We start from the raw sequence: 15516 nt of genomic DNA, 5'->3' as shown, positions 1-15516 counted from the left end.
GTCGAAAAGTGAATAAAAAGTAATTATTACATCGAAAAAATTCTGAAATACATTTATACTATATTATGTATTTAAAAAATGGAAAAATAGCCGAAAATAACATTGTTATTATAGATTTGGAGGTTAGAGAATGGATTTGTCATCGGTAGTAGGATTAATTTTAGCGTTTATCGCGTTATTAACAGGGATGGTGCTAAAGGGTGTAAGCTTAAGTGCGTTTTATAACCCAGCGGCCATTCTAATTATCATCTTCGGTACTATTTCCGCAGTAACAATTGCCTTCCCGATGAAGGAGTTAAAGCGAGTACCAAAGCTATTTAAAATTGTTTTCAAAGAAACAAAATTAGCAGATGATATTGAGATTATTAAGATGTTTTCACAATGGGCAGATTTGGCTCGTCGTGAGGGTCTCTTAGCACTTGAGAGTAAAGCTTCAGAGGTAGAAGACCCGTTTTTGAAAAATGGACTTACATTAGCAATTGATGGTCAGAATGCGGATTATATTCGTGATGTCTTAACAGAAGAAGTAGAAGCAATGGAAGAACGCCATTCAAGTGGTGCGGCAATCTTCACGCAAGCTGGTACATATGCTCCGACTTTAGGGGTACTTGGTGCGGTAGTAGGGTTAATTGCCGCATTAGGAGATATGAATGATATAGACAAATTAGGGCATGCCATTTCAGCTGCCTTCATGGCTACATTATTAGGTATTTTTACAGGTTACGTATTATGGCATCCGTTTGCCAATAAATTAAAACGTAAATCTGCTATAGAAGTAAAACAAAAACGCATGATGATTGAGGGTATCCTTTCGGTATTAGAGGGGGAGGCACCACGTGTAATCGAACAAAAATTATCTTCTTATTTAACAATGGAAGAACGTCGTCAAATTTCGGATGAAAGCGGGGCGGGCGGCCTTGGCAAAGAAAGCTAGGAAAAAAAAGCATGAAGAACATATTGATGAGTCTTGGTTAGTGCCGTACGCTGATATTTTAACACTGTTATTAGCATTATTTATTGTACTGTTTGCGTCTAGCTCGGTAGACCAAGAGAAGCTAGATCGAATGTCAGCTGTGTTTAATCAAGTATTTGAAGGTGGTACAAGCTTTTTAGAGCAACCTGCACCAGTAAAAAGTCCGAATGCAGAAAGTGACGAAAAACCACAACAAAATTCTGCATATTTAAAGGATCAGCAGGAGTTAGCTGAAATTAAAGATAGTGTTGATAATTTCATCGCTGTTAATGAGATGGAAGGTCAATTCGCAACAGAAATGACTGATGAAGGTTTACTTGTAACGATTCGTGATAGTATTCTGTTTGATCCAGGGAAAGCAACGATTAAACCAGAATATGTTCCTGTTGCGAAGGAGCTTGCGGATGTATTAGAATCAGATCCAGCACGTAATATAGTAATTACTGGTCATACTGACAACGTTCCAGCTGGGCCTAACTTCTCTTCTAACTTTGAGCTATCAGGAATGCGAGCAATAAATTTCCTAAATACTTTATTGATGAGTAATTCGAAGTTAGATCCTAGGAACTTTAGTTTTAAAGGTTATGGAGAGTACAGTGCCATTGCACCAAATGATACTGCAGAAGGGCGTGCTAAAAACCGTCGTGTGGAAGTATTAATTCTACCGCTTGTAGAAGAGGATGGCTCTACGGCAAAAAGTACAAAATAGAAAAAAAGCTATTAGCAAGGTTTGCTAATAGCTTTTTATCTTTATTCTCAAATAATTAATTATTTGCGTAAAGCACCTAATTCAGCAACAATAGCTTGCATTTCACTTGGACTAAAAGTGTTACGCTTCATGACCATTTCGTATAAATAGACTAGGTCTTCATAATTTGCTTCATCAAAATTTTCCGATTTCATTGCATCGACATTAACCATGCGAAGCTTATCTTTCATTTGATCAACCATATAAATAACGTTTTCTTTTGACGGTACTGATAAATCCATTTATTTAAACCTACCTTTCGTAATCCTCGAAAATATCATTTCATTGAATAAAAAAAATGTCAACACTGTATTTGGGCATTGCTTTAAAAATATACGGTTATTGGGTAGAATAAGGGCAGTAAGTAGTTTAGTTATTCTAAAGAAATATACATTTACCAGGCAGGAGGTATTTAATATGGGACGAAGTAAATTATTAGCATCTATCGTAGTTGGTGCTACAGTTGGTGCTGCATTAAGCATGTTAGACCGTACAACGCGTGAAAAAACGATCGCTACAACGAAAAAAATGAAAGAGGGAATCTCGTACTATGTAGCCAATCGAGAGGAATTACAAGTACTAGTTGAGGAAAAAGTATTGGCTGCTAAAGTGTTGTGTGAAAGTGTGTCAGAAAACGTAAACACAGTCGCTGAAAAAGTTGAGGAATTTAAAGAATTACCTTCTACAATCGAAGGCATGATTAATGACACAAAATCAGCCTTTTCTTTACCTGATAAAGAATAGTTGTCGTACAGGGGGAATTTGTATGGGGAAGAAAAAAGCATCAACACTTACGAAAGTCAGTGTAGTGAAATCATTTGTCTTACCTGACGAAGAAGTTGTAGATGTGATGACATCAAAGGGCTTTATGCAAGACTTAATACTACGCTTACAGCGAGTGGAAGTATCTGCTCTTGCGGCACAGTTAGCTTATTTCTTTTTACTATCTTTTTTTCCACTACTAATTTTCCTAGTCACATTATTACCGTATTTGAACATAGAGACGACGCAAGTGTATTCGTTTCTAGTGAATATTATGCCAGATGAGGTATATAGGCTTATTGAAAATACATTAAATGAAATATTAACAATCCGTAATAGTAGTTTATTATCCATCGGGGTGCTTGGAACAATTTGGTCTGCTTCTAAAGGAATTAATGCGTTGATTAGAGCCTTAAATAAGGCCTACGATACAGAGACTAGGGGTGGTATGTTGGATCGAGGGTTGTCCCTTGTTTTCACCATAGCATTTGTTATTGTTATTGCTGTCGCTCTAATTTTACCGGTTTTTGGGCAGCAAATTGGGCATTTCTTATTTTCGATTGTTGGTATTGAAGAACAGTTTGAAATAATCTGGGAAAGCTTACGCTGGTCGATGCCACCACTACTTATCTTTATAGTTTTAATGGGAATTTATTGGTTTGTTCCGAATACAAAACCTCGTTTGAAGTTAATGGGAGTTTGGCCAGGTGCATTGTTTTCAACTCTTGCCTGGCTGGCGGCAACATATGTTTTCTCTTTTTATATTAGTAATTTCGCAAATTATTCCGCTACATATGGCAGTATCGGTGGAGTTATAATTTTAATGCTTTGGCTTTATTTCACGGGGATTATTTTAATTTTTGGTGGCATTTTAAATGCGACAATGCAAAAAAAAGCATTGCAAAAGGAACTTATTAAACAGGAGACATTACCGAATAGTTAGCAATATCGAAAAGAACAGCCTCGTTATCACGTTTTGTGATGCGAGGCTGTTTGTTTTAGATGTTTTTATTTAGCATTCGAAGGCCGTTTAAAATAACTAAAATGGTGCTTCCTTCATGTCCGATTACACCTAGAGGTAAATCAACGACTTGTAAAAAGTTTGAGGTAATTAATAAAACAATAATGCCGATAGAGAAGACGATGTTTTGCTTGACGATACGTTGCATTTTACGTGATAAACGTACTGCATAGGCAATTTTTGATAAGTCATTCTTCATTAAAACAACGTCTGCTGTTTCTAATGCCACATCTGTTCCTTCTCCCATAGCAATACCAGTAGTTGCGGTTGCTAATGCAGGTGCATCATTAATACCGTCACCGACCATTCCTACATATTTATATTGAGAAAGAAGTCGTTTCATCTCAGTCACCTTTGTTTCAGGAAGACATTCAGCGACATATTCCGTCACGCCTGCTTCTTTGGCAATTGCCTTTGCTGTCTTCTCGTTGTCACCTGTAAGCATGACAACATTAATGCCCAGCTCTTTTAGTAAAGATACTGCTTTTTTTGCTTCATCGCGAACGGTATCCTTTAAGGCTGCTAATGCGACAATGCCGTCCTTGTCACGAATGAAAATAACTGTTTTGCCTTCTGCAGCGAGTTTTGTCGCTACGCCATCTGTGAAATTATCAGCTTCCTCTACACCTACAAAATCAGGTTTGCCAACTTGATATTCTATATTATCTACATAACCTTTGATGCCCCAACCTGGGATATCTTCAATAGACGCCTGAGGGAACTTTGTAAGACCTTCAGCCTTAGCATATGAAGTAATTGCTTGTGCAAGTGGATGATTCGATTGTGATTCAATACCAGCTAGGGTAGCTAACGCCATTTCTTGCTCTATTCCTTCACGAACAATAAAATCAGTCACAACTGGTTTACCTTGTGTTAAAGTACCTGTTTTATCTACTGCAAGTGCACGTAATGCACCTAAATGCTCTAAATGCAAGCCGCCTTTAAATAGCACACCATGTTTTGCACCATTTGAAATTGCTGCAAGTGTCGCTGGCATAATGGATGCAACGAGTGCGCATGGAGAAGCAACTACTAGGAGTACCATTGCTCGATAGAAAGTTGTTGTCCAGTCCCAACCGAGTACAAAATGAGGTAGAAACATCATTAGAGCGACAGTAAGTAGCACAAGTTTTACATAAGTACCTTCGAATTTTTCTATGAACTGTTGAGAAGGTGATTTTTCACTTTGTGCATTTTGAACAAGTGTAATAATTTTTTGGAATAGTGTTTCGGAATTTGGTTTTGTCATTTCCATTGTAATGGCACCATTTAAGTTAACAGTACCAGCGAATACTTCATCGCCTTCGCGTTTTGCAACTGGCAATGGCTCACCGCTAATGGCCGATTCGTCAATAGAAGATTGCCCTTTAAATATTACTCCGTCTGCCGGTACTCTTTCACCAGGTTTTATGAGCAGATGATCTCCGATTTGTAACGTAGAGACAGAAACTTTCATTGGTTCAAAGTCACCACGAACAAGCCAAGCCTCTTCAGGTTGTAAGTTCATGAGTGCGGAAATTTCACGATGGCTTTTATTCATTGCGTATGTTTCAAGCGCGCCACTAACTGCAAAGATAAAAATTAGAATAGCACCTTCTGTCCAATAACCTATGGCTGCTGAACCGATTGCAGCTAATACCATCAGTAGTTCAACATTAAGTTCCTTATTTTCAATAGTTTCTTCAATGCCTTCTTTTGCTTTAGCAAATCCACCAACGCAAAATGCAACAATATATAAAAGAACAGAAGCTGTTGTTTGCTCGTTAGTATCTAAACGCCATGCAAGAAAAATGAACAAACCTGATAAAAGGGCAGCAATTAATTCTGCATGTTCCTTCATTTTCTCAATTAAATTATAATTTTCTCGATTAGTATGTTCCATCATTAACCCCCCTGATAATGAAAATCAATATCAAAACCCTCGTTATACGGTATTTTTCAACATTGATTAATTGAAAATAGCTTTCAATTAACTCTTTCTTAATTTAGAATTATTATAACAAAGGTATTTGGAAAAAGAAAGTAAAAAATTTGAAGGGGATTTTTATAGAGGGGGATAAAAGCAGTCCTAGATTGAGATTAAGGTAATTATGAAATTTTTTTAACTTCTCTCAGCAATGTTTTCTGTAGCGAAAGCAAAGCGTCAGCAACAAATGTTTTCTGTAGCGAAAGCAACGCGTCAGCTATAAATGTTTTCTGTAGCGAAAGTGCAACGGCAGTTTCAGAAGTCTCCCACCTAGGTGGTGAGATGAATGCGGATTTAAGCTGCTTTTCAGCCGGTTCTGGACGCAATTATGCTGAGGCATAATTGATCATAATTTCGAACATAAGAAAAGCACAGATTATTCATTAGGAATATTCTGTGCCTTTCGAATTTGTGCAGTGAATTACCCTACTTTAGGGATTACTGCAAAAATTATTTAATTATAAACTCATTTTTGTAGTGTGGCTACCGCTTCGCGTACGCCACAGCTTATAAAACGACTGCTAGTATTCAGAGTAACTCTTTATAAAAGATATTTTATCTATAATAGAATACTCTTTCTGCGGTGTGGCTGCCGCTTCGCTTACGCCACAGCTTATAAAACGACCGCTAGTATTCAGAGTAACTCTTTATAAAAGATATTTTATCTTTATTAGAATACTCTTTCTGCGTGTAGTGCAAGTTTTTCTAGTGAAGATTTGTCTACGTCTGCGTGTAGAGAGTTACCGTGAGAGTCCATTGTTACAACAGCTGTGAACTTCTCAACGTTTAAGTGCCACATAGCTTCTGGAACACCAAATTCCATTAGATCAACACCATCTACACCTTTAATGCAGTCTGCGTAGTATTGTGCAGCACCACCGATTGCATTTAAGTAAACGCCACCATGTTCTTCTAATGCAGCAAGTGTTTTTGGTCCCATACCGCCTTTACCGATTACAGCGCGGATACCGAATTTTTTCATGATGTCACCTTGGTATGGCTCCTCACGAATTGAAGTAGTTGGACCAGCAGCTTTTACTGTCCAGTTGCCTTCTTCATCTTTTGCCATTACAGGGCCACAGTGATAAATAACTTGTCCATTAAGATCAACTGGAGCATCGTGACTCATTAAGTGATGGTGAATTGCGTCACGGCCAGTATACATACGACCAGTAATTGATACAACGTCCCCAACTTTTAGAGCACGAATTTGTTCTTCAGTAATTGGTGCAGTAAGTTCCACTACATTTGTAGTAGTGTCTTCTGTTGTTGCTGCAACTTCATCTTCTTTAAATGTAATTTTTTCGCCTTCTTGGTAATGCCAATTAATAATTTCGCCAGTTTGAGGATCCATGTCCACAGCCATACGACGGTATGCCCAACAGTTATAAGCTACTGATACGTAGAATGAAGCTGGGATACGGTGCATAACGCCAATTTTACAACCAAGTAATGTTGCTTCACCACCGAAGCCCATTGTACCGATACCAAATGTGTTTGCAGTTTTCACTACATATTCTTCTAATTTAGCAAGATCAGGATTTGGATTTGTATCTTCCACATGACGGAATAATTGTTCTTTCGCTAAGTCGTAACCAGAAGAGCGGTCACCACCGATACCTACACCGATGAAACCAGCTGAACAGCCTTGTCCTTGTGCTTGGTATACTGAGTGAATGATACATTTACGGATACCATCTAAATCACGACCAGCGCGACCAAGACCTTCAAGCTCACATGGTAGGCTGTATTGAATGTTTTTGTTTTCACAGCCGCCACCTTTAAGGATTAACTTAATTGTGATGTAGTCTTTTTCCCATTGTTCGAATTTCATAACAGGTAGACCTTCACCAATGTTGTTTCCACTGTTTGCGCCAGTTAAGGAATCAACAGCGTTTGGACGTAATTTTGCATCAGCAGATGTATCGTTAATAGCTTTTTTAATAGCTTCTTTAATTTCTAATTGGTTTACACCAACAGGAGTATAAATTTTGAATGTTGGTAGACCAGTATCTTGACAGATAGGTGATACATTATCTTCTGCCATAATAATATTAGTTGAGATTGTGTCTAAGCTCATAGCAGCACGAGTACCAGCATTTTCAGCTTCTTTAGCTTTCTTAATTGCACGACGTACGTCTTTAGGTAGATTCGTAGATGTTTGAGTAATTAAATCATAAAGACTTTTCTCCAAAGTTTGGATATTCATTTGGTATTGCCCCCCATAGAAAATTTGATTATTTCCACGTTACATTATACTCTTTTCAACTAATGAAAAAAAGAGTTCAACTCATTGAAGTCGGAATTAAAGGTCTATTCTCAAAAAGAGGTAATTTAAGTGTGAAATTATGTTAATTAAATTCTATTTATCTTTAGGTCGAAGCGGAGCGTTTTTGGGGTGAAGCTGAGCGCTTTTAGAGCGAAGCTGAGCACTTTTGGAACTTGAACAAATCTACTTGTAAATGTAGGTTTCCGGTCATATTCATAAATTGGAGTTTCATCGAAATAAAGATTGTCGAAGAGGAACATTTGTTCTATAATGGAATTAAATCTACTTTAGGAGGTAATATATGAAGTTACTTAATTTACCTGAAGCATTTGAACAATATAGGACAGTAATAGAGGAAACGATACTGCCTACTGTATTTATTGAAACGGAAGAACGAAAAACATCTTTATTTGAAAGTAAGTTTGCAGGTGATCCGTATTTCCCGCTGTCAATGGAGTATCCGAAAAGTCCTGAAGGGCAACCATTAAAATTACTAGCACAAATTAATTTTGCAGATGTACCGAAGCATTTATCAAATTTCCCTAAAGAGGGAATCTTGCAGTTTTATATTGATGGTTATGACGATGTACTGGGAATGGACTTTGATAATGGTCAAAATCAGGAAGGCTTCCGCGTTATTTTCCACGAACATATTGTCAGTGACGAGTCACGGTTAGTACAAGACTTCTCATTTGTTGAAGCGAAAGAAGAAGAATTTTACTTTCCAGTTGAAAAAGAAATGGCATTGTCCTTTAGAACAGGCTATGAACCATTATCAGCTAATGACTTTAGAAGTGAAAAACCATATGCGAAGATCCTTGCTACTATAGAAGACGATGATAATTTGGTAGACTCATTTTTTGAGACATTGAATAGTACAGGCCATAAAATCGGGGGATATCCATTTTTTACTCAGGATGATCCACGAACTTATGGTGAATATACAGATTCAACAGTCTTGTTGCTTCAGATTGACAGTATAGGAGATCATATTCTGTGGGGGGATGTCGGAGTCGGCAACTTTTTCATCACAGAGGATGAGTTGCAACGCAGAGATTTTAGTAAAGTTCTATATAATTGGGATTGCTATTAACCTGAAATGGACTAAAAAAGCAAGTGGATATGGAGCCTCCACTTGCTTTTATCAGTTATTGTTCACGAGCGTTAAATTGCTCCATTTTGTCTTCTAAATCATCCATCATTTGAATTAAACGATCAATATCCTCTAATTCAGTTGTTTCAGGATCAATCGCATCTAAAACTTCTAAAAATATTTCAAGACGCTCTCTTAGGTAATTCACTTGCTGCTTTTTATCAGTGATTGGATTTGACATACATACACCTCATTTCGTCCCCTTCATAGTAGCTGATTTGGGACTAAATTTCAATGCTTAGGTAAACACCTAGGACTAAGAGATTATTTTTCGAGAAATAATAAACAGAATATTTACAATATTGATACTGTGTGTTAAATTAATATTAAGAAAAAGTAAAGGAGCTGATTTAGAAAATCCTAAAAACTCTAACTCGAAAAGGAGGGAGTTTAAACAAGTACTCGGCCAATGTAAAAGCCGAAATTCGTGTTTATACAATTAAATGGAGATAAGTGTTAGTTAAGCCTTAGCGTAAAATCACATGTGGTGAGCGCTAAGGCTTTTTGGTATGCTGTTATTTGGAAAAATGACTTGATGTTGGAGGAAAAAATGACACACTTCTCAGATTACAGCCAGAAAAGATTTGCCATTCTAGTGTTAATTGTATCTATATCTGGCTTTTCGCAAGGGATGCTTTTACCACTGATTTCAATTATTTTCGAACGTGATGGAGTATCCTCCGCGTTGAATGGATTGAATGCAACAGGTCTATACATAGGAACTTTATTAATCTCACCGTTTATTGAGCAGCCATTACGAAAATGGGGCTATAAACCGATTATTTTAATTGGCGGCGCACTTGTCTTCGCTTCATTACTTGCATTTCCTTTATGGAAAAGCGTGACTTTTTGGTTTGTCCTTCGCTTACTCATTGGAGTAGGAGATCATGCATTACACTTTGCAACACAGACGTGGATTACAAGTACCTCAGATCATAAAAGCTTAGGGAAGGGTATGGCGATTTATGGCTTGTCCTTTAGCACAGGCTTTGCAGTTGGGCCATTAATGGTCAAACTTATACAAATTTCAGAGGTATTACCGTTTATTGTATCTTCAATTATGTGCTTATTCGCGTGGTCTTTCGTATTTCTTTTACAAAATGAAAAACCAGAGCGTTTAACTGGAGACTTACATGCGAGAGGCTGGCAGCGCTATAAAATGGCCATTGTATTTGGATGGATTGCATTTTTAGGACCATTCGTTTATGGGTTTTTAGAATCTTCATTAAATGCTTTGTTCCCAGTTTATGCCTTGCGTAAAGATTTCGACGTAAATATGATTCCTATTATTTTATCAGTCTTTACATTTGGTGGGATTTTAACACAAGTGCTGCTTGGAGCCATAGGGGATAAAGTAGGGCGACGTAATGTCTTGATGGTAGGCTCGTTTGGAGGATCTATTATTTTTGGCATTGCCAGTTTTTTAGAGCATTCACAAATGGCAGTAGCCATCGCATTTTTCTTTACAGGAACACTAGTCGGTTCAATGTTTTCATTAGGGATTACCTATATGGCGGATTTAACCCCAAAGGAATTATTGCCTACAGGAAACCTGCTTTGCGGGATTGCTCTTAGTATCGGTAGCTTAACAGGACCATTTTTAGGTGGCGTTTATTTAGAATATGTAAAAAATTATAGCCTTCTGTTATTGGTTGCGATGCTTTTGCTAGCTGTAGCAATTGTTTTATTAGTATTTGGACGAAATAAAAATAAGCGACCAGTGACGATGTAAAGGTCATTGTTTTTGGTGTGAATTATCGCTTGAAGCGGAATAAAAGAGTCAAATGGTCGTGTATAATGCAGAACTGATCAGGTAGAGATAGTATTCGATCGGGTAAGTAGAAGAACTGCTCGGGTAGGAGCTATTATCGCTCGGGTAAGCAGAGGAACTGCTCGGGTAGGAGCTATTATTGCTCGGGTAAGCAGAAAAACTGATCGGGTAGACGATGTAACCGCTCGGGTAAGCGAACGAATCGCTCAGCTCAGAGGCTTTTGCTCAATGTATAATTTTGGGCAAAATAAAAGAGCGGGGCTCATCTCCCGCTCATAAAACAAAAAACGCCCAGCAAATCCGTGCTGTTATGGCGTTCTTTGACGTGACAAGGATGTTCCGTCCAAGTCACATAGGTTTGGCACCTAGAATAGTATTATACAGACAAGCAAACATAAAATCAAACAATATTTGTAGACAGGTAATATTTGGACTTTGGATGTTTATCTCTATATAATAGAAGAACACTAGCTAAGTATAATGAGGAGATTAAATCATGACTGAATATAAAAAAATATCGATTCACCGTGCATTAACAGAATTAAAGATGCTAAATCACCGCATCGAAGCAGCAACGAATGAAGTTAGTTCAGTGTTAGCTAATCGTAAAAGTAATAGCAAAATTAACGGTGTAGAGATTCAAGAATATGAAAAGCAGATGCAAGCCTCATATGATAAAGTAGTTAGCTTAATTAGCTATCGTAATCGCATTAAATCCCTTGTTGTGGAGTCCAATGCTAAAACAAAAGTAATAGTGGGAAAAGAAGAAATGACTGTAGCTGAGGCAATTGAACGCAAACAGTCCATTCAATATGAAAAGGAACTGTTAGAAGTCATGCAACAGCAATATCGTTCAGCGATAAATACGGTTGCTAAAGAAAATGATGCGTTGCCAGCGAAGCTAGAAACGTATTTAGTTAATATATTAGGGAATAAAGATAAACAATCTTCTGAGGAAGTTAAATTACATACGGACACATTTATGAAAAGAAACGAGTTCGAATTAATAGATCCGATGAATGTTAAAAGGAAAATTGAAGCATTAAATAATCGAATTGAAGAATTTGAATCAGAGGTCGACGCTGTATTATCGGAATCAAACGCAACGACATTTATTGAAGTGCAAGCCTAACTAAATTTGCATGGCCTAGCGAAAACGGAAAACGAAAAGTCGCTCGCGCTTCAAGGTATGTGTGCGAGTTAAAACCTCAAACATGCCTTAATACAAAGGATACTTTAAACAAACTGAGTTGAAAGCTTAAAGGTTAAAGGTAAAAATCCAAAGTTTACGTGTCAAAGTTCTTTCGTATTAAAGCTAAAAACTTAAAATATAAAAATCTTTTAAATCCTGGGCAACTGGTTAAGGTGTTGATTTTTCTGGACCGTCCGTCATCCACCAGGCAGCTGGAGCTGTGCATTACATATAATACAAAACAAAGGGCGTCTCTTAATTTTAGGAGACGCCCTTTTTCATCATTATTTATTTTTCAACACAAGCTTCGCTACACATTCCACCTGTGCCGTTTGAGCAAACATATCGACTGGCTGAATATACTCCACATCATAGAACTTCGATAATTCATTTAAATCCTTTGCCAAAGTTGATGGGTTGCAAGATGTATAAACAAAGCGCTTCGGTTTTAGTTTCAACACAGTGCGGATGAACTCTGGTGCTAGACCTGTGCGTGGAGGGTCTACTGTAATAACATCTGGTGTAAATCCTTCCTTGCGCCATTTTGCTAAAACACTTTCTGCTGTGCCGACTGCGTATTTTGTATGTTTGAAGCCATGGTTTCGGGCGTTTTTACGTGCATCCTGAATGCTTTCTGGAATAACATCCATACCACGAACTTCTTTCGCTTTGTCAGCTAGCCATAAACCGATTGTTCCAACACCGCAGTAAGCATCAACAACTGTTTCTTTGCCTGTTAATGCTGCGGCTTTTTTGATTTCATCATAGAGATGAACTGTTTGTGTTGGATTTAGTTGGAAAAAGGCGCGTGCTGATAAATCGAAGGCTAATTCGCCAAGCTCCTCGTGAATTGTTTCTTTGCCATCGAGGACAATCGTTTCATCGCCAAAAATTAGCGATGTTTTCTCACGGTTAATATTTTGAGCGATTGATACGATACTTGGGTCGATTTTTTTAATACGTGCAATGAGCTCAGCTATATGTGGAATTTCTTTACGAGTCGTTACGAGTACGACTTGCGTTTCACCAGTACGAATCCCTGTACGTACAACAATCGTACGTACTAGGCCATCAAGCGTACGACCATCGTAAATAGTAATATTCAGTTTTTGCAAAATTTTACGTGTTGCCACTGTAATTTTTGATGTAACTGGGTGTTGGACAAGGCAATCATTGATGTTTAGTAACTTGTTGCTACCTTCTGTAAATAGCCCTGCATAGACACGCTTACCTTCTTTACGTACTTGAAACTGGCTTTTGTTACGATAATTCCATGGATTATCCATTCCTAAAGTTTTACGAACTTCCACTGTGTTAGCTAAAGGCTTAGCATAGCGTTCTAATGCTTGAATAACGATATCACGCTTTTCGATTAGCTGTTTTTCATATGTCATGTGCTGAAGCTGACAGCCACCACATTCGTTGTAAACTGCGCAAGGTGCTTCCTGACGATATTTTGAAGCTTTGCGAATATTTAATATTTCTGCTTCGGCAAAGTTTCGCTGTGTTTTAGTCACTTGTGCTGTAATTTCTTCACCAGGAATAGCGCCCTTTACGAATACGACATTACGCTTATAAAAGCCAACGCCTTCACCATTAATACCAAGTCTTTTTATTGTTAGAGGAAATTTTTGTCCTATTTCCATTGTCGTTTGCTGTGTCAAGCGTTCCACGTCCCTGTTCTTTTAATATCATCTCCCCATTATAACTAAGGAGTAGACGATTGCAAAGCGACAGGGAAATCTTCATATTCTAAAACTAAATCGTCAAGGGATAAAAATGTATAGCCTTGTTTTTTTGCTTCAGCAATAAACATAGGAAGCGCTTCAGCATTATCTTGTGCAACTGTATGCATCAAAATAACAGCACCGGGGTGTAGCTGTTCCATCAGTGCATTATACGCATAATCTGCACCTCGTCGTTGATCTCTTATCCAATCCTTAAAGGCAACAGACCAAAAAATATGACGATAGCCTTCAGCATTTCCTACCTCTAATACTTTCGCATTAAATGTACCCTCAGGTGGGCGAGCATATGTTGTACGTTCAATACCTGTCAATTCACGTAACTTATCGTCGAGTTTCTTCCATTCAGTACGCATACCATCAGGAGTTAACCTTGCCATATTTGGGTGCCCATATGAATGGTTACCGATAGTATGTCCATCTTTAACCATGCGTTTTACTAAATCAGGGGCACTTTCTAAGTAATGACCAGTTAAAAAGAAGGTAGCTGGTGCGTTTTCCTTCTTCAATGTATCCAAAATACTTTCTGTAAAGCCATTCTCATAGCCGTTATCAAAAGTTAAATACGCAACTTTTTTATCAGGCTTTCCTTTATAAATCGCATCATATTGCTCAAGTATCTGGTCAAGCTGTGCACCAGCCTCTGCTTGTTCACCGTTTTTTGCTCGTTTAAAGCCCCAGTTATATTCACCAGTGCTCGAAGCAGTAAATGGATTAAAGCTAATTGCTGCGGCAATAATAAAAGTAGCGATTGTTGCTCCTACTATATGCTGTTTCCACATAAAAACGCATCCTTTCTTTTTCATTAGGATGCGTTATATTTAAAAAATTATCCGACTAGATTTTTAAGTGCGTCCTTTAAATGAGGGAAATTAAATGTAAAATGATGTTTTTCTAAAACAGTAGGTAGCACGTGCTGACCTTCTAATACAAGCATACTTTGTTCACCTAGCGCTAAACGCATTGCAACACTTGGTACAGGCATCCAATGACGTTTTCCCATTACATTTGCAATTGTTTTTCCAAAATCCTTCATGCGTGTTGCATGAGGTGCAGTAACATTAATGGGTCCTTTAATGTCATCATTCGTAATTGCGAAATATATAGCTCGTGCTACGTCCTCGACATGTACCCAAGAAAGCCATTGTTCACCTGATCCTATTGTTCCTCCGATACACATTTTATATGGTAGTAACATTGAAGGAAGTGCGCCGCTATTACTACCTAAAATAACACCAAAACGAGCAAGGGCAACTCGAACCCCTAATTTTTCAGCACGTTTTGCATGACGTTCCCAGTCATAAACTGTCGTGCCTAAAAAATCAGTTGCATAATCTGTGGAATCTTCGTTATAGATAGCCGTTGTAGAAGTGGGATAGATTCCGACTGCACTTGCATTAACAAGCACTTTTGGCTTTGAGGGAAGATGTTCCATAATACGTACTATTTCAAGCGTTGCATCCATGCGACTCGTATAAATAGCTTTCTTCTGTTTTTTTGTCCAACGCCCATTACTTAAAGAAATACCTGCTAAATTAACAAATGCATCAACATCATCCAACAACTGTTCAGGTCGTGTTTTATGATGTAGCCATTGTACATATTGAATATCGTTTTCTCGACCTGTTTTGTTCCGTGTTAAAATGATGATTTCATGACCTTTTTTTTGCAACAGCTTTGTTAGAGCTTCCCCTACAAAACCAGTCCCACCTGCAATAACGATTTTCATAAGAACCCCTCCTTTTTCAAAACTACTCTATATGAGCAAGTTTACCATCATCTAATTACCAATGTTAAATACCTGCGCGCAATGTGAGAGTACCCGCGGAAGAGGAGAATATCCGCGGCAAAGGTGAAATACCCGCGAAAGAGAAGTGAATACCCGCGCGCAAAGGTGAAATACCCGCGGAAGAGAA

At 37.9% G+C, this 15516-nt stretch carries 14 protein-coding genes; 7 read left to right on the top strand and 7 right to left on the bottom strand.

The window, feature by feature from the left end; all coding sequences use genetic code 11:
• Window positions 1–130 precede the first annotated feature (130 nt).
• A complete protein-coding gene (motA, locus tag QRN68_RS26175) occupies window positions 131–934 on the top strand; it encodes a flagellar motor stator protein MotA (protein WP_285400340.1) in 804 nt (267 codons plus the stop codon).
• Complete coding sequence (gene motB / locus QRN68_RS26170) at window positions 918–1682, top strand: flagellar motor protein MotB (RefSeq protein ID WP_285400339.1); 765 nt, start codon at window positions 918–920, stop codon at window positions 1680–1682. The genes motA and motB overlap by 17 nt, the downstream gene beginning before the upstream one ends.
• A 59-nt stretch (window positions 1683–1741) precedes the next feature.
• Here the strand turns inward: motB and QRN68_RS26165 are convergent, their stop codons facing one another.
• Window positions 1742–1963 (bottom strand): DUF1128 domain-containing protein, encoded by a 222-nt coding sequence (locus tag QRN68_RS26165; RefSeq protein WP_053483058.1) that lies wholly within the window; start codon window positions 1961–1963, stop codon window positions 1742–1744.
• A 175-nt stretch (window positions 1964–2138) separates the two neighbouring features.
• Here QRN68_RS26165 and QRN68_RS26160 point away from each other — a divergent pair, with 175 nt between their 5' ends.
• The gene (locus QRN68_RS26160; RefSeq protein WP_285400337.1) at window positions 2139–2465 is read left to right on the top strand and encodes a YtxH domain-containing protein; all 327 of its coding nucleotides are present in this window, start codon (window positions 2139–2141) and stop codon (window positions 2463–2465) included.
• A gap of 22 nt (window positions 2466–2487) precedes the next feature.
• The gene (locus QRN68_RS26155; protein WP_285400336.1) at window positions 2488–3426 is read left to right on the top strand and encodes a YihY/virulence factor BrkB family protein; all 939 of its coding nucleotides are present in this window, start codon (window positions 2488–2490) and stop codon (window positions 3424–3426) included.
• A gap of 55 nt (window positions 3427–3481) precedes the next feature.
• On the opposite strand, the gene QRN68_RS26150 is transcribed toward QRN68_RS26155, so the two are convergent.
• Both QRN68_RS26150 and QRN68_RS26145 read right to left on the bottom strand, forming a co-directional pair.
• Entirely contained in the window at window positions 3482–5386 is a 1905-nt protein-coding gene (locus tag QRN68_RS26150; protein WP_285400335.1) for a heavy metal translocating P-type ATPase, read from the bottom strand.
• A 754-nt stretch (window positions 5387–6140) separates the two neighbouring features.
• Window positions 6141–7679 (bottom strand): fumarate hydratase, encoded by a 1539-nt coding sequence (locus tag QRN68_RS26145; RefSeq protein ID WP_285400334.1) that lies wholly within the window; start codon window positions 7677–7679, stop codon window positions 6141–6143.
• 361 nt (window positions 7680–8040) lie between these two features.
• Between QRN68_RS26145 and QRN68_RS26140 the strand changes: the two genes are divergently transcribed.
• Window positions 8041–8832: a YwqG family protein gene (locus tag QRN68_RS26140; RefSeq protein WP_285400332.1), complete on the top strand. Its 792-nt coding sequence runs from the start codon at window positions 8041–8043 to the stop codon at window positions 8830–8832.
• A gap of 55 nt (window positions 8833–8887) precedes the next feature.
• On the opposite strand, the gene QRN68_RS26135 is transcribed toward QRN68_RS26140, so the two are convergent.
• Window positions 8888–9073 (bottom strand): SE1561 family protein, encoded by a 186-nt coding sequence (locus tag QRN68_RS26135; RefSeq protein WP_285400331.1) that lies wholly within the window; start codon window positions 9071–9073, stop codon window positions 8888–8890.
• 369 nt (window positions 9074–9442) lie between these two features.
• On the opposite strand from QRN68_RS26135, the gene QRN68_RS26130 reads away from it, so the two are divergent.
• Complete coding sequence (locus QRN68_RS26130; RefSeq protein ID WP_285400330.1) at window positions 9443–10624, top strand: MFS transporter; 1182 nt, start codon at window positions 9443–9445, stop codon at window positions 10622–10624.
• Between the two features lie 535 nt (window positions 10625–11159).
• The gene (locus tag QRN68_RS26125) at window positions 11160–11795 is read left to right on the top strand and encodes a hypothetical protein (protein WP_285400327.1); all 636 of its coding nucleotides are present in this window, start codon (window positions 11160–11162) and stop codon (window positions 11793–11795) included.
• Between the two features lie 344 nt (window positions 11796–12139).
• Here the strand turns inward: QRN68_RS26125 and rlmD are convergent, their stop codons facing one another.
• From rlmD to QRN68_RS26110, 3 genes are read right to left on the bottom strand one after another with little or no spacing between them, the layout of a single operon-like run.
• Window positions 12140–13519: a 23S rRNA (uracil(1939)-C(5))-methyltransferase RlmD gene (gene rlmD / locus QRN68_RS26120; RefSeq protein WP_285400326.1), complete on the bottom strand. Its 1380-nt coding sequence runs from the start codon at window positions 13517–13519 to the stop codon at window positions 12140–12142.
• Between the two features lie 44 nt (window positions 13520–13563).
• The gene (locus QRN68_RS26115) at window positions 13564–14382 is read right to left on the bottom strand and encodes a polysaccharide deacetylase family protein (protein WP_285400325.1); all 819 of its coding nucleotides are present in this window, start codon (window positions 14380–14382) and stop codon (window positions 13564–13566) included.
• A 47-nt stretch (window positions 14383–14429) separates the two neighbouring features.
• The gene (locus QRN68_RS26110) at window positions 14430–15329 is read right to left on the bottom strand and encodes a TIGR01777 family oxidoreductase (RefSeq protein ID WP_285400324.1); all 900 of its coding nucleotides are present in this window, start codon (window positions 15327–15329) and stop codon (window positions 14430–14432) included.
• Between the last annotated feature and the right edge of the window lie 187 nt (window positions 15330–15516).

The sequence above is a fragment of the Lysinibacillus sp. fls2-241-R2A-57 genome, from assembly GCF_030209535.1.
Lineage (GTDB): Bacteria > Bacillota > Bacilli > Bacillales_A > Planococcaceae > Lysinibacillus.
The sequence above is the reverse complement of the archived record's forward strand: the minus strand, read 5'-3'. Positions and strand labels throughout refer to the sequence as shown.